General features: G+C 69.9%; 18 protein-coding genes, 1 tRNA gene and 1 pseudogene. 7 read left to right on the forward strand and 13 right to left on the reverse strand.

What is annotated here, in order from left to right; all coding sequences use genetic code 11:
- Window positions 1-30: 30 nt before the first annotated feature.
- From N5079_RS25020 to N5079_RS25030, 3 genes and pseudogenes are all read left to right on the forward strand, one after another.
- Window positions 31-873, forward strand: a pseudogene (locus N5079_RS25020) (glycosyltransferase); the annotation flags it as partial.
- Window positions 870-1,307 (forward strand): glycosyltransferase, encoded by a 438-nt coding sequence (locus N5079_RS25025; RefSeq protein ID WP_261586489.1) that lies wholly within the window; start codon window positions 870-872, stop codon window positions 1,305-1,307. The pseudogene N5079_RS25020 and the gene N5079_RS25025, both read left to right, overlap by 4 nt.
- Entirely contained in the window at window positions 1,249-2,037 is a 789-nt protein-coding gene (locus tag N5079_RS25030) for a glycosyltransferase (protein WP_261586491.1), read from the forward strand. Before N5079_RS25025 ends, N5079_RS25030 begins: the two co-directional genes overlap by 59 nt.
- A 66-nt stretch (window positions 2,038-2,103) precedes the next feature.
- On the opposite strand, the gene N5079_RS25035 is transcribed toward N5079_RS25030, so the two are convergent.
- The 6 genes from N5079_RS25035 to N5079_RS25060 all read right to left on the reverse strand — a co-directional run bounded on the left by N5079_RS25035 (window position 2,104) and on the right by N5079_RS25060 (window position 8,383).
- Complete coding sequence (locus N5079_RS25035; protein ID WP_261586493.1) at window positions 2,104-2,334, reverse strand: hypothetical protein; 231 nt, start codon at window positions 2,332-2,334, stop codon at window positions 2,104-2,106.
- Window positions 2,335-2,596: 262 nt separating this feature from the next.
- Window positions 2,597-3,136 (reverse strand): RNA 2'-phosphotransferase, encoded by a 540-nt coding sequence (locus N5079_RS25040; protein WP_261586494.1) that lies wholly within the window; start codon window positions 3,134-3,136, stop codon window positions 2,597-2,599.
- 89 nt (window positions 3,137-3,225) lie between these two features.
- Window positions 3,226-3,534 (reverse strand): helix-turn-helix domain-containing protein, encoded by a 309-nt coding sequence (locus N5079_RS25045; protein WP_261586495.1) that lies wholly within the window; start codon window positions 3,532-3,534, stop codon window positions 3,226-3,228.
- Complete coding sequence (locus N5079_RS25050) at window positions 3,485-3,898, reverse strand: type II toxin-antitoxin system RelE/ParE family toxin (RefSeq protein ID WP_261586496.1); 414 nt, start codon at window positions 3,896-3,898, stop codon at window positions 3,485-3,487. The genes N5079_RS25045 and N5079_RS25050 overlap by 50 nt, the downstream gene beginning before the upstream one ends.
- A 193-nt stretch (window positions 3,899-4,091) precedes the next feature.
- Window positions 4,092-7,040 carry a DUF6493 family protein gene (locus N5079_RS25055; protein ID WP_261586497.1) on the reverse strand — a complete coding sequence of 983 codons (2,949 nt, stop codon included), beginning with the start codon at window positions 7,038-7,040 and terminating at the stop codon, window positions 4,092-4,094.
- Window positions 7,037-8,383: an SWIM zinc finger family protein gene (locus N5079_RS25060; protein ID WP_261586498.1), complete on the reverse strand. Its 1,347-nt coding sequence runs from the start codon at window positions 8,381-8,383 to the stop codon at window positions 7,037-7,039. Before N5079_RS25060 ends, N5079_RS25055 begins: the two co-directional genes overlap by 4 nt.
- 252 nt (window positions 8,384-8,635) lie before the next feature.
- Between N5079_RS25060 and N5079_RS25065 the strand changes: the two genes are divergently transcribed.
- A complete protein-coding gene (locus tag N5079_RS25065) occupies window positions 8,636-10,240 on the forward strand; it encodes a glycosyl hydrolase family 18 protein (protein ID WP_261586500.1) in 1,605 nt (534 codons plus the stop codon).
- 122 nt (window positions 10,241-10,362) lie between these two features.
- Here the strand turns inward: N5079_RS25065 and N5079_RS25070 are convergent.
- The 5 genes from N5079_RS25070 to N5079_RS25090 form a co-directional block, all read right to left on the reverse strand.
- A tRNA-Lys gene (locus tag N5079_RS25070) sits at window positions 10,363-10,436 on the reverse strand.
- Window positions 10,437-10,543: 107 nt separating this feature from the next.
- Window positions 10,544-11,119 (reverse strand): hypothetical protein, encoded by a 576-nt coding sequence (locus N5079_RS25075; RefSeq protein ID WP_261586501.1) that lies wholly within the window; start codon window positions 11,117-11,119, stop codon window positions 10,544-10,546.
- Between the two features lie 1,087 nt (window positions 11,120-12,206).
- The gene (locus N5079_RS25080) at window positions 12,207-12,503 is read right to left on the reverse strand and encodes an OsmC family protein (RefSeq protein ID WP_261586502.1); all 297 of its coding nucleotides are present in this window, start codon (window positions 12,501-12,503) and stop codon (window positions 12,207-12,209) included.
- A gap of 94 nt (window positions 12,504-12,597) precedes the next feature.
- Window positions 12,598-13,653 (reverse strand): sensor histidine kinase, encoded by a 1,056-nt coding sequence (locus N5079_RS25085; protein WP_261586503.1) that lies wholly within the window; start codon window positions 13,651-13,653, stop codon window positions 12,598-12,600.
- Entirely contained in the window at window positions 13,650-14,390 is a 741-nt protein-coding gene (locus N5079_RS25090) for a response regulator transcription factor (protein WP_261586504.1), read from the reverse strand. Before N5079_RS25090 ends, N5079_RS25085 begins: the two co-directional genes overlap by 4 nt.
- Before the next feature lie 147 nt (window positions 14,391-14,537).
- On the opposite strand from N5079_RS25090, the gene N5079_RS25095 reads away from it, so the two are divergent.
- The 3 genes from N5079_RS25095 (at window position 14,538) to N5079_RS25105 (ending at window position 17,332) form a co-directional block, all read left to right on the forward strand.
- Window positions 14,538-16,001, forward strand: coding sequence for a ferredoxin reductase family protein (locus tag N5079_RS25095; protein ID WP_261586505.1), 1,464 nt, complete (start codon window positions 14,538-14,540; stop codon window positions 15,999-16,001).
- Between the two features lie 75 nt (window positions 16,002-16,076).
- Complete coding sequence (locus N5079_RS25100) at window positions 16,077-16,463, forward strand: FMN-binding protein (protein ID WP_261586507.1); 387 nt, start codon at window positions 16,077-16,079, stop codon at window positions 16,461-16,463.
- 41 nt (window positions 16,464-16,504) lie between these two features.
- Window positions 16,505-17,332, forward strand: coding sequence for an FAD:protein FMN transferase (locus tag N5079_RS25105; protein WP_261586508.1), 828 nt, complete (start codon window positions 16,505-16,507; stop codon window positions 17,330-17,332).
- On the opposite strand, the gene N5079_RS25110 is transcribed toward N5079_RS25105, so the two are convergent.
- Both N5079_RS25110 and N5079_RS25115 read right to left on the reverse strand, forming a co-directional pair.
- A complete protein-coding gene (locus N5079_RS25110; protein WP_261586510.1) occupies window positions 17,296-17,571 on the reverse strand; it encodes a hypothetical protein in 276 nt (91 codons plus the stop codon). The two genes, N5079_RS25105 and N5079_RS25110, sit on opposite strands and share 37 nt — an antisense overlap.
- A gap of 69 nt (window positions 17,572-17,640) precedes the next feature.
- The gene (locus N5079_RS25115) at window positions 17,641-18,642 is read right to left on the reverse strand and encodes an NADP-dependent oxidoreductase (RefSeq protein WP_261586512.1); all 1,002 of its coding nucleotides are present in this window, start codon (window positions 18,640-18,642) and stop codon (window positions 17,641-17,643) included.
- Window positions 18,643-18,857 lie beyond the last annotated feature (215 nt).

The following is an 18,857-nucleotide window of genomic DNA, read 5'->3' on the forward strand; positions in this document are numbered from 1 at the left end:
CAGGCGGCTACCGGGTCATCGTCGCGCGAGAGCCGGCTCCTCGACCGCCTGAAACCCGATCGGCTGGAGGTCTCGGACCGCACGACGCTGCGATGGACCGGCCGGTGGGCGCGATCGCGCGGGATCCACTCGGTCATGGTGTCGCACGAGAGCCTCGACGGCCTCTTGCGTCTGTACGGCTCCTGCCTCCTGCCCGGAGCCGGGCCTCCGCTCGGCGGGCTGGCGGACCGGCTCAACCGGGCGAGCGCGGCCGACTTCGATCTCGTGGTCTGCACGACGGGATGGGCGGCGGCCGAGTTCAGCCGCCTCGGCGTGCCCAACCTGGCACGCGTGCCGCTCGGCGTCGACCTGGCCCACTTCACCCCCGAACGCCACGACCCGGCGCTGCGCCGGGCCATCAACTCGGTCGTCGACCACGTGGCCGGCAGGTACGACACGGTCCACGTGGACCTGGCCTCCCATCCCGCGCTGTACAAACGGCGGATGTGGGGAGCCGACCGGCTTCACCCGAGCGAGCGCGGCCACCGGATGCTGGCCCGTCTCTTCGCCGCCGAGCTGGCCGCGAGGGATTTCCCGTACACGCCCTGCCGGACGAGGAGCCCACCGGCGCGAATCCGTCGGCGTGGGCGAGCGCGCGCTGGCTGGCCACCGAGGGCACCGGCTGGGTGGTCAGGCGCTCCAGGGACTTCCTCCCCACGCTCGGAAGGCTCGTCCTCAGCGAGGCCTGGCACGAGATCCGAGGTCAGACCGCCGTGCTCGACGACCGGTTCCACGCCGAGCTCGACGGCATCCTGCGGCGCGTCGATGCCCAGCCCCTCCTCGCGTGACAGCGCGATCGTGAACGTCTCCCCCTACGGAAGATCCCGCCCATGAGAGTCGCCATCGTCTCCGAGTCCTTCCTCCCCCAGGTGAACGGCCTGACGAACTCGGTCTGCCGCGTCCTGGAACACCTGGCCGCCCACGGACACGAGGCGATGGTGATAGCGCCGGGGCCGTGCCCGGCGAGCCATGCCGGATTCCCCGTCCACGCCACCCCGGCGTTCCGCCTGCCGTTCTACCGGTCGTTCCGGGTAGGCCTGCCGAGCCGCGAGATCCGCTGCGTGCTGGAGGAGTTCGAACCGGACGTCGTGCATCTCGCCTCGCCCACGGTCGTCGGAGCGTCGGGCATGACGGCCGCGGCCCGGCTCGGCGTGCCCGCCGTCGCCGTCTATCCAGACCGACCTCGCCGGCTTCGCCCGCCAGTACGGCATGCGCGGCACGGACAGCGCCATCTGGTCATGGCTCCGCCACATCCACAGCCGGGCTGACCGGACGCTCGTCCCCTCCTCGGCGACCATGACCGAGCTGACCGAGCACGGGATCCCCCGGCTCCGGCTCTGGGGCCGCGGCGTGGACCTCGACCGCTTCAACCCGCGCCACCGATCCGAACGGCTACGCCGGGAGCTCGCCCCGGGCGGTGAGGTGATCGTCGGCTACGTCGGCCGCCTGGCCGCCGACAAGCGCGTCCATCTGCTGACCATGCTGGCGGGCCTGCCGGGAACCCGGCTGGTGATCGTGGGTGACGGCCCGGCCGCGAGGGGATTGCGCCTGCCGGACGCCGTGTTCTGCGGGCTGCGCACCGGCGAGGATCTGTCCGAAATTCTCGCCTCGTTCGATATCTTCGTGCACACCGGAGCGAACGAGACGTACTGCCAGGCCGTACAGGAGGCTCTCGCGGCCGGAGTCCCGGTCGTCGCGGCAGCCGCGGGCGGGCCTCTTGATCTGGTCCAGCCGGGACACAACGGGCTGCTCTACCCTCCCGACGCACCATCCGAGATGCGGGAGGCCGTGGCCCGCCTGTCCGCCGATGAGGTGACACGGGTCCGTATGAGCGGCAACGCTCGCGAGTCCGTGCTCGCCCGCACCTGGAGCGCGGTGTGCGACCAGCTCTTCGGCCACTACGAGAGCGTCCTCCACGAGCCGGAGCCCTGGACCGCGCCAGCGACCGATCCGCCGGAGATCCCGGCTGGGTTCGACATGTCTCATCTCGGGGCGTGAGCAGGTGAGCTCGGGGAGAGGTTCGGCTTGAATACCGCGCCGAACCGCCGGGGAGGCGCGCGAAAGCTACATGAAGTAGTTGATATTGGTCACCAGCCAGAACACCAGTGCCGCGACGAGACCCACTCGGATCATCGTCTTCACGCCACCCCATGCCGCCTTGCGTCGGACGGGAACCGCGGCGACGCTTTCGCGCCACCCTTTCCACAGGTCGGCCATTCTCTGCCATTGGCGCCCTGCGGCGAACAGCGCGAAAGCGATGGCGATGAACAGCAGGATCCGCTCATTTGCACCCATGCGTCCTCCTTTGCGGGGGGCACAGACACGTGGACGCGCAGCTCAACGTAACCCTTGTGACGCTCCGCTGTCATCCAAGTTCGCTGCGATACCGACTCTTTCCGTGGTCTCCGGCGGGCCGTACGCCAGGGCACCCCTGCCGTACGGCAGGCTTGGTTACATCCCGGATCGTGCTTCAGTGCTGGAGAAGATCGGCCAGGCGGAGGCGGTCGCTGGGGCGTTCCGCGACGGCAGACGTTCGACCTGCACCCGGCCGTCACGGTCAGTCCGGGAATCGGAGGAAGGCGGACGGGACGTGGTCCACCAGCCACACCCCGTTGGCGCTCACCCGGAAGGCATGACCGGTTGCGTGCATCGCGGCGGCGTCCACCACCAGGACGACCGGCTTGCCCCGCCGCGCGCCCACGCTCGTCGCGGTCTGCCGGTCGGGCGACAGGTGCACATGCTGCCGGTCCATGGGCCGCAGGCCCTCGGCCCGGATCGCGGCCATGCTCCTGGCCACCGTGCCATGAAAGAGGAACGGCGGCGGCTCGACCACCGGCAGATCGAGATCGACGGCCACCGAGTGCCCCTGGCTGGCCCGGATCCTTCCTTCCTCGATCACGTACCGCTTCTTGTCGTTGTCGGCCACGACCTGCCGCAGCTCGACGTGAGAGATCGGGAACCCGTGCGAGGCTGCGGGCCGGAGAAGCACGCCGACCTCCACCCAGCCGTGCGCGTCCAGCTCGATCCCGATCCGCTCGGGCTCATGCCGCAGATGCTTGGCGAGGAACTTGGAAACCCGCACCAGCCGCTCGTTCATCACGACAACCCTTCACCATCGGTCCCGCGACTACGACCAGGGCTTCGGCGGGTGCCGGCGGGACTGGTTGTTGCCGCTCGTGCAGGTAATCAGGCTGCGTGGGCTTCGAACCACAGAGAACCGAGATCGTGTCCGGAAGTAAGCCGCACATCCGCGTCGAGAGCGGCGGCCAGATGCCGCAGCAGCGCGACTGTCGGCGCCGTGCCTCCTTCTTCGATGCATTCGATCTCGTCCTCGGCCATGTCCGCACGCTGGGCGAGCTCCGCGACGGTTAGGCCGAGAGCGATGCGCCGGTCATACAGGGCCTTGCCGAACGCCAGTGCCTCGCGGATCGCGATCCGTTCGGGATCATCGGCCTCCGCGCCAGGGCGTACCCAGCGGGTGTGGTAACCAGCCATCACACCAGCCTTTCAAAGATCTCGGTCGCCGGTCCACGATGGTCACGCTCGCAAATCTTCTGCGCCCGAACCGCCGGTCAATCTGTCGTTGATCATGCTGCTTGGTCTTGCGGAAGACGGTCAGCAACACGATGGTCCTGCTCGGAGTACACCAGTACGTTACCCGGGCCGCAACATCGCGAAGCCGGACCCGCAGCTCCCAGACAGGCCCTTCCAGATGGTCGGACCATGGTCCGCCGAGTTCTGTGCCCTTTTCCGCGAGCAGCCCGGCCACCTCATCGACACGCTTGAAATCGCTGTCACTCACGGTGTCGAACCATTCACGAACTTCCGGCTCAACCTCGAACCTGTACAGCTCGCGCACCCGAGATCCTTTCAGCGATTGCCGATCGTGACCGCATGGACCGTGCTGCTGCACTCACCCTGCGGGGGCTCGACGGAGCAATGCATACGCTTCGCTTCGCCAAGAGCACGGAAAGTAGCATTTTCTCTGTTCGGTTTGCAGTCGATACGTGGCAGTCGGCCCCTGAGGGCTCATGACTGCGGAGGGCCCGGCATCAGTGGCGGGTCAGGTATCCGTGGAGGCGGCGGCATTCCTGGGTGAACATGCTCGTGTTCTTGCGTCCGGCGATCACGCCGACCTCGGGGATCTCACCTCGGGCGTCGGCCCAGCCCGCCACCGTGACGGCGAACTTCACCAGCTTGGCCGCGCCTGGACGAGGCGACTGTCCCGGCGCGGGAAGCATCGCGGGCACCAGCGTCCGCAGCACCTGCCAGACCTCGCGGTGAGCGCCGCAGTGGGCCGCGCTCTCCAGTGCGTTCACGACGTGCTGCTGTTTCAGCCAGGTCCACCGGATGAGCAGCCCCAACTGGGCACCGATCTCTGCTGCGGGAAGATCCCCGCACGCCGCCATCGTCAGGAAGACCGACACCGCGTCGCCGGATTCCTTCTGCGCCATCAGGTACGCCAGGACCAGCGCGGTCGCCGCACCGACCGGACCGTCGGCCGCGGCGAGTCTCGCGGCGTGAACCGGGTAAACGCCAGGCCCGTTCCACTGGTGCAGCAGGTGCGGCAGCAGGTTGACGGCCACGACCTCCCGATGCGAGGGCAGCGTCGGTGACCACCAGTCCATGCAGCCGCCATGGTCCTCCCAGGCCCACTTCGAGGGTTCGGTGAGCAACTCGTCGATCAGGTCCAGCCCGGTCGGCACGGCGTTCAGCACGGGCGTCAGCCGAATTCCGTCGACGCGACCCGGCGGGCGCTCGTCGAAGTAGTGCTCGTTAGCGTCCTCGATGTAACCGCAGCGAACCCCCGCCTCCGGGTCGCGCAGGCCGTCGCCGGCCAGCCAGCGGGCCGCCGTACGGCCCGCCTCGGAGGTCAGCCGCGCCGCCCTGGCCGCCGCTTCGGGATGGGCGCCACGCGGCAGGCGAAGGAGCGCCTGCTGCAGATCGGCGGCGAGGGGCCCGGCATGGGCTGCCTCGCATTCCTCCAACCTGGAGACTAGGACGTCCGGGTCGAGCGCCCCCGTCGAGGAGGTGGGCGTGGCCAGCAGAACCGGGGGCAGCGTGCCGTCCTTGAGCGCGGCCATGACCTCCGCGCACCTGCGCAGGAGGAACAGGTGCGGCGGCGAGACACGCGGAGGGTCGGGTAACCGGTCGCGCGGCGCCTCGGCCACGTGTTCTTTCGGCATGCCGGCCTGTTCGAACTGGGCGAATATCTGCTCCCGAAACTCCGCGGGCAGGTCGGCGAACGCGATGACCTCGCCGTCCTCCTCATCGCTCTGGGAACCGGCACCCTCTCCAGGTGCCTGCCCGTGCCAGTCGCTTACCTCCACCACCTCCACGCCGCTCCACTCGACGTCGTCGCCTTCGTAGTCCCACGTATCGTCCTTCTCGATGAGAACCGATGAGAACGAGGAAAGGCGCCGGCCGTACGGTGTGGGCTCCTCGATCCGGATCCCTGGGTCGGCGCCAGGGGTGATCAGCTCCCTGGCCATCGCGGCCCGCCAGTAGTTGTCGTCGGTCCAATAACGCATGTCGAACAGATGCGGGTAATTGCCGCCGAAAGTCTCAGCCAGAGCCGACCGCAGGCCGTCCCTGTCCTGCCCGGCGAGACGGACGAAGCCGGCCAGCCAGCGCTCGCCGTCCTGCCAGCGCCAGGTGTGCGTGCCGAGCGCCCGCATCTCCACGGGGCTCGCCGGGACGGTCGGAAAAGCCTCAGCCGGGGACGGTTCGGGCAGCGGCGGCGGGGTGAAGGGCGCGGCGGGTTCCTCCACTGCGGGCTCCCCGCCGAAGACCTTGACCAGCCGGGCGCCCAGCGCGGGCGGCAGGGCCCGGATGGCGTCCCTGATCTGTTCGGCGCCGAGAGGGCTGAAGCGCGCCGCGTGCTTGAGCGCCAACTGGGCGACGCGGCCCTGGACGTCGTAGGACTCGTGGTGGAAGGCCGTGACGAGCGCCGGCGCCAGCTCGCCGGCCCGCTCGGGCTCCTGCCGTACGGTCTGGTCGAACCACGTGAGACCGGCCCGGACCAGCGTGGCCTCGGCCCGGAACAGGAGCCCTTCCACCGCCTCCACGACGTCGGCGGGCTCGTGCGCGTCGAGCCGTCGCAGGTGGCGCAGGGCGAGCTCGGCGACCGGCCCCGGGGCGGCGGGCAGCAGCCGCAGGTAGTCACGCCGGCGAGGCTCCACCTCGGCGGCGGACGGTTCGAGCAACTCGTGAAGGCGGACGAAGAACCGCAGGTCCTGTGCGGTCCCGCCGCGCAGGAACCGGCGCACGCACCCGTCGAGCAGCGACTCCCGGTCACCCGAGTCGCGCAGCGTCCTGAGCCACGGCGAGATGGGGTCGACGCGTTCGTGCTGCAACGCCCTGCCGACCCCGTCGGCCTCGAAGATCCGGGGCAGCAGCACCGGGAGCAGCGGATCGGGCTCGGACCCCACCCCGGCCGACACCCAGGCCACGACGAGCGGGTCGTGCTGGGGCGGCTCCGCCCCGGTGTGCCGCAGCATCGCCAGCGCGAGCGGGATCCCGGCATCGCGGGGCCCGCGAATCTTGGCGGCGAGCCGTACGGCCAACTCGGCCTGCCACTCGGCGGGCCTGTGGTCGAGGAGCCGCACGACCTGCGCGGGGTCGCCGAACTCGGCGTTGCGGGCGAACCGGCGCCAGGTGATGAGGTCACGGCGGGTCACCCAGGAGGCCACCGCGCTGACCGCGCTCAACGTGCCGGCTCCGGCCAGCCGTAGGAGGTCGGCCCAATCCTCCCAGGGCTCGTGCTCCGGCTCGCGCCAGGCTCGCCGCCCCCGATAGTCCTCCTCGTCCCACCGCCGGCTCTCCTCCGCCCAGCGTCGCTGCCGCATCGTCTCGGCGTGGTCACGCAGCACGGGGATGCGGCCGCGCAGCTCACCGGCGACGAGCTTGCGCTCGCCGTCGTCCAGCGCGACCAGGCGCTCGATCAGCTTGCCGGCGTCTCCCGCGTCGATGAGGTCGCGGATCTCGTCCCAGGCGGTCATCGCAGGGCTCCCTCGGTGTCGCGTACGGCGATGCGGGCGGCCAGCACGTGCTTGCAGGGGCCGCGTGATCCTCGATGGTCGAACCACCATGGGCAGGTGCAGGAGCCGGCCTCCAGCCCGACCTCCCGGGCTCCTCCGTCGGTGGTCACCCGCGCGACGCCGGCTCCGTCGAGCCGTACGGCACCGGCCGCCACCAGCGCCCGCGCGGCGGCGAGCCGGGGGTTCAGCGTCTCCACGTGCTCGCGGTCGTAGGGAAGCTCGCGGTGGAAATGTCCCGCCTCGGCCAGGTCGTACCCCACCCGGCCCGCCATGCCGAGCTGGGTGAGCGCGGCCCGGACCCTGGCCGGAGTCAGCCCCGAGCGACCGGCCAGCAGCCCTGTCTCCACGGCCGGCTCGAAGTTGAGGAGCATGCCGACCACGTCCGCGTCGGCTTCCGCGTCCTCGCCGGCCAGATCAGCCAGCACCTGCCCCTCGCCGGAGAAACCCCGCCAGGCCTGCGGGGACAGGACCAGCGTGTACCGCATGCCCGGGAGCTCCAGCTCCCACGCGCTCGACGCGACCTGATCATGTACGGCCGGGCCGTACACGCGCAGCGTCTTGGCGAAGCGCAGCAGCGGGTGCAGCGTGGCGAGCCGCCCGACACCGGACAGGCACACCCCGCCACTCGCGGGAGCATCGGTCACCCGCAGGTCACGGCCCGCGGGGACCGCCCATACGGTCGCCGTGGCCTTCCTCGGCAGGCCGCGAAGGAAGCGGACGGCGGCCATCCCCGCCAGCTCGGCGCGCCGGTCGAACCCGGAGACGATCACCTGCACCTCGGCGAACCCGCGTAGCCACCGCTCGGGCAGCGGCACCTTCTTCTCCACCACCGCGCCGTCGAGCGTGGTGACGGTCAGCTCGTCCGCGCCCACGCCGAGATGGAGCGGGTCACGCCCTCCGGTGCGGGCCAGCGCCTCGCGCAGCGGCCCGTTGACGTCGACATTGGTGGTGCCCCGGTCGAACACCTCGCCGTCGAGCGCGCCGCCGAGCAGGTCGAGCCGGGCGTACACGCCGCCGCAGGCCGAGAACGACTCGAGCCGCAACCGCTCCCCGTCGCAGGTGATCACCGGGTCGCGGGTCCAGCCGCCACCGGCGCGCGGCTGGTGGTAGCGGGCCAGCGCCACGTCGGCGACCGCCAGCAACGCGGCCGCGGCCGGGGCCGCCTGCGTCACCAGCCCGCTGAAGAACTTGGGGCGGCCGACCAGGCCGCCGGCGGTTCGCCCGCCCGATGTGGAAAGTCCCAGCTGGTCCCCCACGAGGGTGGAGGGCCCGGCGTAGGAGTACGCCTGCACCGCACTCGTCATGCCAGGCACAGTAGAGATCACTACCGACAAAAGGCGGCCCTGACAGCGCACGGCCCAAGAGCCGGCCCGGCCTCACCGCGGGGCCGCTTCCTTGATCACGCCGCCTGTTCGTTATGGACATTGACCGCGAACTTCCCGATAATTCTGGGAGAACTGTTGCTCGCGAGCCTCTGTCACCGCGGCCTCGCAACCCATCGCCATGTCGATGCCCGGTGACCTCCCATGCCCGGGCACCAGAAGGGTTGTCCCCCCATGAAGCGAACCCCCCGCCTCCTGGTGCTGGCAGTCTCGTTACTGCTGGCGATCGTGGGTGTCCTCGTCACGCAGACGGCGGCTCAGGCCGCCAACCTGCTTGTGAATCCGGGCTTCGAGACCGGAAGCCTCTCGCCCTGGTCCTGCACCGGCGGGCTGGGATCGGTGGTCGGCTCTCCGGTCCACTCAGGCACGAAGGCACTCGCCGGCGCGGCGAGCGCCTCCGACAACGCCCAGTGCACCCAGTCCGTCAGCGTCAAGCCGAGCACCGCCTACACCCTCACCGCCTGGGTCCGCGGCAACTACGTCTATCTCGGCGTCACCGGCGGCCCATCGACCTGGACCCCGTCGGCGACCGCGTACACGCAGCTCACCCTCAACTTCACCACCGCGGCCGGCCAGACCACCGCGCAGATCTACCTGCACGGCTGGTATGCGCAGGGCACCTACTACGCCGACGACGTCAACTTCGACGGGCCCGGAGGGACGACCTCGCCCTCTCCCTCACCGTCTCCCTCGGCTTCTCCTTCTCCTTCTCCTTCGCCGTCGCCGTCCCCCTCACCGTCGCCCTCCCCTTCGCCGTCTCCTTCGCCGTCTCCTTCGGCCTCACCTTCGCCGTCCCCGTCGCCGTCCGCCTCGCCGACGGGAGGCACCTGCGCGGTGAAGTCGAGGCCGTCGGGCAAGGTCCTGCAGGGGTACTGGGAGAACTGGGACGGCGCGTCGAACGGCGTGCACCCGCCGTTCGGATGGGTCCCGATCAACGACTCCCGCATCAAGGCCCACGGCTACAACGTGATCAACGCGGCGTTCCCGGTCATCCGCTCCGACGGCACCGTCCTGTGGGAGGACGGCATGGACGCGGGCGTCAAGGTGTCCACCCCGGCTGAGATGTGCCAGGCCAAGGCCGCCGGCGCGACGATCCTGATGTCCATCGGCGGCGCCGCCGCCGGCATCGACCTCAGCTCCAGCGCCGTCGCCGACCGCTTCGTCGCGACCGTCGTGCCGATCCTCAAGAAGTACAACTTCGACGGCATCGACATCGACATCGAGACCGGCCTCACCGGCAGCGGCAGCATCAGCCAGCTGTCCACGTCGCAGGCGAACCTCATCCGCATCATCGACGGCGTGCTGGCCCAGATGCCCTCCAACTTCGGCCTGACCATGGCCCCCGAGACGGCGTACGTCACCGGCGGCAGCGTCACCTACGGCTCGATCTGGGGATCCTACCTGCCGATCATCAAGAAGTACGCCGACAACGGCCGCCTCTGGTGGCTGAACATGCAGTACTACAACGGCAGCATGTACGGCTGCTCCGGTGACACCTACCAGGCGGGCACGGTTCAGGGATTCACCGTCCAGACCACCTGCCTGAACAACGGCCTGACCGTCCAGGGCACCACGATCAGGGTCCCCTATGACAAGCAGGTCCCCGGTCTGCCGGCGCAGCCCGGAGCCGGGGGCGGCTACATGACGCCCTCCCTGGTGTCTCAGGCCTGGAACAGCTTCAACGGCAGCCTCAAGGGCCTGATGACCTGGTCCATCAACTGGGACGGGTCGAAGAACTGGACCTTCGGCGACAACGTCAAGTCGCTGCAGGGTCGCTAGCCAGTACGCGCGAAGGCCACTCCCGAGTGATCGGGAGTGGCCTTTGCCCTGGTCACAGGTTCTTCCTGGTGCCGAGAAAACAAAAGCCCAGGCCGGTGTCACCGGCCTGGGCTTCGTGTCTGTGCGCCGCCAGGGACTCGAACCCCGGACCCGCTGATTAAGAGTCAGCTGCTCTAACCAACTGAGCTAGCGGCGCTTGCGACGTCCGTAACCTTAGCAGTCCCGTCCACGGCACGCACATCGGAAACGTCGTCGGTGGCTCTCTTATGGGCAAACCCCCAGAGGTGACCCGAAGAGCCGTGCTCAGCCGCTCCAGGCGCCCGTGGAGAAGGGAACGGGCTCGCCCTTCATGCCCGGTCCGTCGCCCCACTTGGTCACGACGTACTGGACATCGATGTGGCCCTCGTCGCTGTTGACCGTGAGCGTGTCGCTGTTCCAGCGGGTGCCGGTCAACTCGGCGAAGGTCTGGCCGTCCATGTCCAGCATGACACCGTCGTCCGACGGGGTGCCGGGGCCGCGGTCACCGATGAAGAACTTGGCCGCCTTGCCCTTGTAGAAGACGTAGCCCTCGGTGCCGAGCGGCCAACTGGGGCTGGCGAACAGACCCTTCTGCATGGGCTTGCCGATGGCCGGCATGCCGGTGTCGCCCTCACGCCCGGAAGCGTCGTCCCAGAAGTACGAGCCCTTGGTGCTGCCACTCAGCAGGACCTGCTCCTTGTTGAAGGTGGCAGAGATGCCGACGACGTTCTCGCTCACCGGAAGCTTCACCGCGGGAGCGGGGGCGGCGGCCATGATCGACATGCCGAGGGCCGCGGCGCCCACCAGGGCGGAAAGGGACTTGACGGTTCGATTACTACGCACGTCGAGCAGAGTCTTCATGAAAACTGGGGGTCTTCCGTGAGACGACAGGGAGAGCGGGCCGTGCGTCACCCATGGGCCTGCCTGGTGAAGGCAGGGCCCACGGAAACGGCCCGCTAGGCCGGGCGAGAGAAGTCGATCGCCCGCAGGACGCGCGCTGAGGCGCTGAGCTATGGGGACCGGCCGGAATGGCGGTCTATGTCACACATATGGTCCGAAGGACCTGGGTCGGAGATCGCTGTGAGGGGTTCCTCACGCGGCCTCGTCACCCGGGACAATCCAGCCACCGGTCGGCAGCAATTTGGACTCTACAGGACGAGTCAGGACAGAGCAAAGCAAATGCCCCATAACACCCAGAAGATCTACGCGCTTACCCCAAGGCCAGGCCAGAAGGCCAAGCTCATGTCACGAAACCACACCCCGACGGAGACCCTCCCAAGAGGCTGTCAAGGACCGCGCGTACGGCAGGCAGCCCCCGGCGTGATCACGCGGAACCATGGGCTGTCTTGCCGGCCGACCGCGGAAATCCAGGCCTGATCGGCGGGCGACGGCCGGGGTCGCACGGGCCGGTCCAGGAGCCGCCACCTGATGACGAGCAAGGGGCGCCCGCTCGGGGATCCACCCGGAAACAGTGACCACGGCAACGGTCCGGCTGCCCAGAGGGCGGCTCCGAGGGGTGTCCGCGCCGATCAGGAGGTATGGCGAGCCCTGCCGATGACAGTCCGGGGGTGATCAGGCGGGAGGAAGAGGGAACAAAAATGCCGGGGCCGGACAGTCCCCCAACTGTCCGGCCCCGGCTGAAGCGGTTCCGCCAGGGAATGCCCTCCCCAAAGGCACCGGCGGGCCCCCGCTTTCTATCGGACGTGGTTCCCCCTCCACGTCCTTTCGGCAAAGCTCTCGGTCGCTCTGATCTGCTCGACCTGCTACCACAGTACAAAGCCGGATGTCATGAAGTCGTCATCCAGAGGTGGATTTTCGGCCTACATCTCCCTACATCCGGGCTTTACCGACCAGATCCGACTCGCACGACTGCTCTCACTCCGCCACACCGGCCACATCGACCCCGCGCCGTCCACAGCCGCCGCGCCCATAGCCGGCGCGTGCAGACCTACTCGCCGAGGACAATCTTGACTTCGGTGCCCTGCTGGAGCGAGCGGCTCACGATGCAGTGCCGTTCGTGGACCCGCTCCGCGACGGTCTCGAACACCTCGCGGCCCTCCGCCGTGGGCGCTTCGGCGTCGTAAGTGACGGTGACGGATCCCAGCAGGGTCGGTGCCGCCTTCTCCGCCGTGACGTCGACCGCCAGCCGTACGAGCCGGTGGCCGCGCTGGGCGGTGAGCGGCTCGACGGTCATGATGTTGCACCCGCCCACGGCGGCCAGCAGCAGTTCAACCGGGCTGAACACACCGTCGCCCGCCCCAATTTTGATCTCCGCACCGCGGCTGTTTCGGGCAACAAATCCGTCTTCAGTGCGCTCTACGTGGACAGATGCCATGCCGTCACCCTACTGGCAGGGCAAGCCGTACGAGCGTGCCTCCCCCCGGAGCGGCGGTGGCCGAGACGCTGCCGCCGTGGCTGTCCACGACCTGACCCACGATCGCCAGGCCCAGCCCCGATCCGGGCAGCGCGCGGGCCTCGGGCGCCCGGTAGAAACGGTCGAAGACGTGGGGCAGATCCTCGGCCGAGATCCCCGGCCCGTGGTCGCGGACGGTCAGCACGCCATCCCGCAGCGAGACCTCGACCCGGCTCCCGGCGGGGCTGTACTTGGCGGCGTTGTCGAGCAGGTTGGCCACAGCCCTCGACAGCCGGTCGGGCACGCCGCGCACGACGGCGGGCTCGACCGCGACCGAGTAGGACGTCGAGGGCCAGTGCCGGGACGCCCGCGCGACCTCCCGCCTCACCAGCTCGTCGAGCCGCACCGTCTCGACCAACGCGGCCGGCTCCTCATCCCGCGCCAGCTCGACCACGTCGGAGACGAGCGCCGTGAGCTCTTCCAGGCCGCCCAGCACGGCCCGGCTCACCTCGTCACGGTCCTTCGGCGACAGACCGCCTCGGATCAGCAGCTCGGTGTTGGTCCGCACGGCCGTCAGCGGGGTTCTCAGCTCGTGCGAGGCGTCGGCGACCAGCCGTTTCTGGGCTTTCGCCGACCGTTCGAGCGCGTCCAGCATCGCGTTGAAGCTGCGGGCCAGGCTGGCCAGCTCGTCGTCGCCCGAGATGTCGATCCGCGTGGTCAGGTCACGGGTGGCCGCCACCCGCCGGGCGGCGTCCTTGAACGCCCCCACCGGCCGCAGCGCCGTCCGCGCGGCGAGCCAGCCGAGCGCGCCCGACAGCACCAGCCCTCCGAGGGCCACGGCGAAGAACGGCCAGCCGAGATCGTCGATGTCCGCCAGCCCCGCGAGCACGCCCCTCGGCGACACATCCGGATAGCCGTCGAACTGGCCCATCGCGCTTTCGACCCTGCGGCAGGTGATCAGGTACGCCGCGACGATCACCACGATCACGCTGACCGCCGCGGCCATCGCGGACGCCAGGGCGAGCCGCCAGTGCAGCTTCACGAGGACTCCCCGGCCGTCTCCCGCGCCGCCTCTCGCGCCGTCTCCCGGGCGGCCTCTCGCGCCGTGTCCCTGAGCGCGTAGCCGAGGCCGTGCACGGTCTGGATCAGCCGCGGCTCCCCGCCGGCCTCGGTCTTCTTGCGCAGGTAGCGGATGTAGACCTCCAGGGAGTTGGAGGCCGGGCGGAAGGCATGGCCCCAGATCCGCTCGAGGATCACCTTGCGGGTGAGCACCTGGCCGCCGTTGCGGATGAGCAAATCAAGCAGGGCGTACTCGGTTCTCGTCAGGTCGATCAGCCGGCCCCCGCGCCTCGCCTGCCTGCTGTCCGGGAGCAGGCTGAGGTCGGCGAAGCCCGCCTCCGGCTCCAGCGGGGCCGTACGGCGGAGCAGCGCCCTGACCCGCGCGAACAGCTCCTCCAGCGCGAACGGCTTAACCAGATAGTCGTCGGCCCCGGCGTCGAGCCCGGCGACGCGGTCCCCGATGCCGTCGAGCGCGGTCAGCATGAGCACCGGGATGCGGTGGCCGTTCTCGCGCAGTGTCCGGCAGACCTCCAGGCCGTCCATCTGGGGCATCAGGACGTCGAGCACCACCAGGCCCGGCGGGCTGCCCGCGATGGCGGCGAGCGCGGCGACGCCGTCGTCGGCGGTGGCGACCCGGTAGCCCTCGACGCGGAGGGCACGCGCGATCGCGTCACGCACCTCCGGCTCGTCGTCCACGACGAGCACGCGTGTCTTGGTCACAGCCGCCATCCTGGTGAGGAGAGATGAAAAGTTCCTGAAGGAACGCCGCCGCGAAGTGTCCACGACCCCGGCGGTGTGGGCGATCCCGCGGTTTCCCGTAGGTTACTCGTTCAGATCTGTCTCATAACCGTCAGCGACCGTCGAAAAATGGGACCCACCGACCCGACTGGCGCGGCCCCACCGGTCCACTCGTGGACGGGTACGGCTCGGGCCTCGATGACGTGGCGCTGGCCGGCGCTCTTCTGGTCGGGCGCGGCCGCCGTCCTGGCCTCATGGGCGGTCCACGCGCGTGGCGACCTCGCGTCCGCCCCGATCACCGCCGTCGGCAGGCTGACCGGCCTGCTCGCCGGATATCTCATCGCGATCCAGCTCATCCTCATGAGCCGGGTGCCGGACACGCGGATCGTCTCTCTATGGCACCGCAGGCTCGGCGGCATGATCTTCACGCTCGTCTGCGCCCACATCGTGTTCACCACCGTGGGCTACGCCGCGGGGGCCAGCCTGGCGGGCCAGACGATGACGTTCATCGAGAGCTACCCCTGGCTGCTGGCGGCCTATGCCGGCACGGCGGTGCTCGTGATGGCCGGCCTGACCTCGGTCCGCGCGATCAAGCGGCGGCTGCGCTACGAGACCTGGTATTACGTCCATCTCTACGCCTACCTCGGCACCGCGCTCGCCTTCGCCCACACGGTCACCATCTCCACCGACATCGCCGGCGTCGCCAAGGCCCTGTGGATCGCCATGTACGGCACGGCCCTCGCCCTGGCCGTCTGGAGACGGATCGTCCGGCCGGTCGCGCTGGCCGCGAGGCACGGCTTCCGAGTGTCGCGCGTGGTCAGGGAGACGCCGGACGTCACCTCCATCCACATCGGGGGCCGCCGGATGCGGGAGTTCACCGCCCGGTCCGGGCAGTTCGTCCGGCTGCGGTTCCTGACCCGCGACAGCTGGTGGCAGGCCCATCCCTTCTCGCTGTCGGCCGCGCCGGACGGGTGCGGCCTGCGCGTGACGGTCAAGGCCCTCGGGGACCACACCCGTGCGCTGCGGAGCGTCCCCATCGGCACCCGTGTTCTGGTCGACGGTCCCTACGGCGGGTTCACGGCCGCCTCCCGCGTCAACGACAAGGTGCTGATGATCGCGGCCGGGATCGGGATCACCCCGATCAGAGCCCTGCTGGAGGAGATGCCGCCCGGAACGGTCGTCGTCTACCGGGCCCGATCCGAGAAGGAGGTCGTCTTCCGCGACGAGCTCGACGAGCTGGCCCGGACTCGCGGCGCCCAGCTCGTATACGTGCTCGGCGAGGACCACCTGCCGAGCCGGAACCCTTGCCCGGACGGGGACCACTCGCCGGACGGGGGCCACTCGCCGGACGGGGACCACTCCCCGGAGGGCGACCACCCGCGAGGCGGGGACCGCCACACGGTCGGCATCGGTGGCCACCGCCGCGTTCCCGAGGCGCTCACCGCTCCGGGTTTGGCGCGGCTGGTGCCCGACATGAGATCCCGCGACGTCTTCCTGTGCGGGCCGCCCGGCCTGGTCCGTCACCTGCGGGCGGAGCTGCGCAAGGCCGGCCTGCGGGACCGGCACGTCCACGTCGACTGCTTCGAGCTGTAGGAATGCCGCAGATTCGCCGTGGCCGGTGCCGGCAGCACGCGGAAAACCTGGAGGACACGACCAAGGGAGGCCGACGTGAAACGAGCCGTTCTCGCCTTGCTGACCACGATCGCCGGTGTGGCCCTCATCGTGACCCACCGGACGACCCCGATGGCGCCGACCGGCATGACGAGGACGGCGTCGCCGAAGACCGTTACCGGTGAGCCGGCGGACACCGGTCACGGCATGATCGCCGTGACCCTCACCCTCTCGCGCGGCAGGATCACCAGAGCGACAGCCGTACAGCACGCGACCTCTCCCCGCTCCCGGCAGGTCAGCGCCCGCGCCATCGCCCGGCTCGACCAGGAGGTGCTGACGGCTCAGAACGCCCACGTGGACACGATCAGCGGCGCCACCATGACGACCGACGGCTACAGACGGTCGCTGCAGAGCGCCTTGGACAGGTCGGGCACCACCCGGTGACAGGCACCGGCACGGGCGGCGGGCGGCGCGTGGAGATGGTCATGGGCACCGCCGTCGGGATCGACGTCCGCACGCCGCTGCCGCCGAGGCTGCTGGACCGGCTGCTCGACGGCGTCTTCGGCTGGCTGCGCTGGGTGGACGACACGTTCAGCACCTACAGGCCCGGCAGCCCGATCAGCCGCCTGGCGCGCGCGGAGCCGGCCGGCCTCCTTCCGGACGCTCATGAGATCCCAGAAATACGCGAGGTCCTGGAACGCTGTGCGGAGCTGCGCGAGACGACAGGGGGCTACTTCGACGCCTACGCAGGCGGCAGGCTCGACCCCTCCGGATACGTGAAGGGATGGGCGGCCGAGCGGGTGTCGGGGGCGCTGGCCGCCGCCGGGGCGACCGACCACTGCGTCAACGCCGGAGGAGACGTGCGCGTCCGGGGCTGGGCGGGGCCGGGCACGGCATGGCGAATAGGCATCCGCCACCCCCACAGGGATGTGGTCTGCAAGGTGCTGGCCGCCCGTGACCTGGCGGTGGCGACCTCGGGAAGCTACGCGCGAGGTCCCCACATCATCGACCCGCACCGGGCCCGGGCGGTGACCGAGCCCGGTTCCGTCACAGTCGCCGGCCCCGACCTGGCCGTGGCCGACGCCTACGCGACGGCGCTCTACGCGATGGGCTCGATGCGGGCGCGAAGCTTCGCCCTGCCCGAGCCGTACGACTTCCTGATCATCACGGACGACGGGCGAGGCCTGAGCACGCCGGGCTTCGCCCGCCACGTGATCACGCCTTCACCGGCCCGGGTGCGGCCCCCCACACAGCCGGACGTACGGCGGGCCGAGGGTCAGGCGTCGGGGTGCCGGGACAGATATTCGACGTAGACCGGCCGGAGCGCGTCGCCGAGCTCGCCCTCTCCTGCCGCCATCGCGTCGCTGAGCAGTGCCGACACCCGGCTGAGGTCGTTGGCCGTCTCGTCGGTGTTGCCGCTCGCGGCCTCGGCCGCCGGGATGACCTTCAGCAGATCCCAGAGGAACGCGAGATCGCCGTGCCGTACGGCATAGTGCACGGCCCGGTCGTGCAGCTCCTTCGCCGACAGCGACTCGAGCTCTTCCACGTCCATCCGCTCACCCCCAAGCCTGGTGATTTCCCGGAGTTTTGCCAGTTATGCCCATGAGCGGGAAAAAGCCAGTCAGAGGCGGACGATCATTTTGCCGGTGTTCTCACCGCGAAGCAAGGCGAGGAACGCCTCCGGCGCGTTGTCGAGCCCCTCCGCCACGGTCTCCGCAAAGGTGATCTTGCCTTCGCGGAGCCAGCCGCCGACCTCGGCGATGAGATCGGGCATCCGGGCGGCGTGGTCGCTGACGATGAAGCCGCGGAGCGTGAGCCGCTTGCCGACGCACTGAACGAGGTTGCGGGGCGCCGGCTGCGGCTCGGTCGCGTTGTAGTTCGCGATGGCACCGCACATGGCGACCCGGCCGAAGGGGTTCAGCGATTCGATGGCGGCTTCGAGGTGGTCGGCTCCGACGTTGTCGAAGTAGACGTCGATGCCGTCGGGGGCGGCCCTCTGGAGCTGCTCGGCGACCGGGCCGTTCTTGTAGTTGAACGCCTCGTCGAATCCGAGCTCCTCCTTGAGGTAGGCCACCTTGGCGTCGGACCCGGCGCTGCCGACGACCCGCGACGCGCCCTTGAGCCGGGCGATCTGCCCGGCGAGGCTCCCCACGGCCCCCGCGGCGGCCGAGACGAACACGGCGTCGCCCTCCTTGAACTCGGCCACGTCGAGCAGCCCGGCGTAGGCCGTCAGGCCCGGCATGCCGAGGACCCCCAGGTAGGCCGAGGGAGAGACGCCGGGCACCTCCGGGACCTTCCGCGCGGCGGACGCGTCGAGCACGGCGTGCTCCCGCCAGCCGAGACTGTGCAGGACGAGGTCGCCCTTCTGGAAGCCGGGCGCGCCGGACTCGACGACCTCGCCGATCGCGCCCCCTTCGAGGGGCCGGCCGATCTGGAACGGCGGCACGTACGACTTGACGTCGTTCATCCGGCCCCGCATGTACGGATCGACCGACATGAACAGGTTGCGGACCAGGACCTGACCCTCGGCGGGACCAGGCAACTCGGCCTCGGCCAGGTCGAAGTTGCCCGGCTCGGGCCAGCCGGTCGGCCGGGATGCGAGGCGGATCTCGCGAGTCCTCATGATGGCTCCCCTCGATCGGCTGAGCCGGCGGCTCGGCGGCCGGCTCAGCGACTTGACTCAGTCACTCGATACAGCGAGTTGATACAGCGACTCGATCCAGCGACTCGATACAGCGCAGCGACGAACATGCGGCTTCACCAGCCCTCATGGCGCGCGCACCATACGATCACACCGTGTCGGCGTGGCGGGTCACCGGGGGGCGCCGAGCGGGCGTG

This window comes from Planotetraspora sp. A-T 1434 (genome assembly GCF_025420585.1).
In the GTDB taxonomy this organism is placed as follows: domain Bacteria; phylum Actinomycetota; class Actinomycetes; order Streptosporangiales; family Streptosporangiaceae; genus JAOEGB01.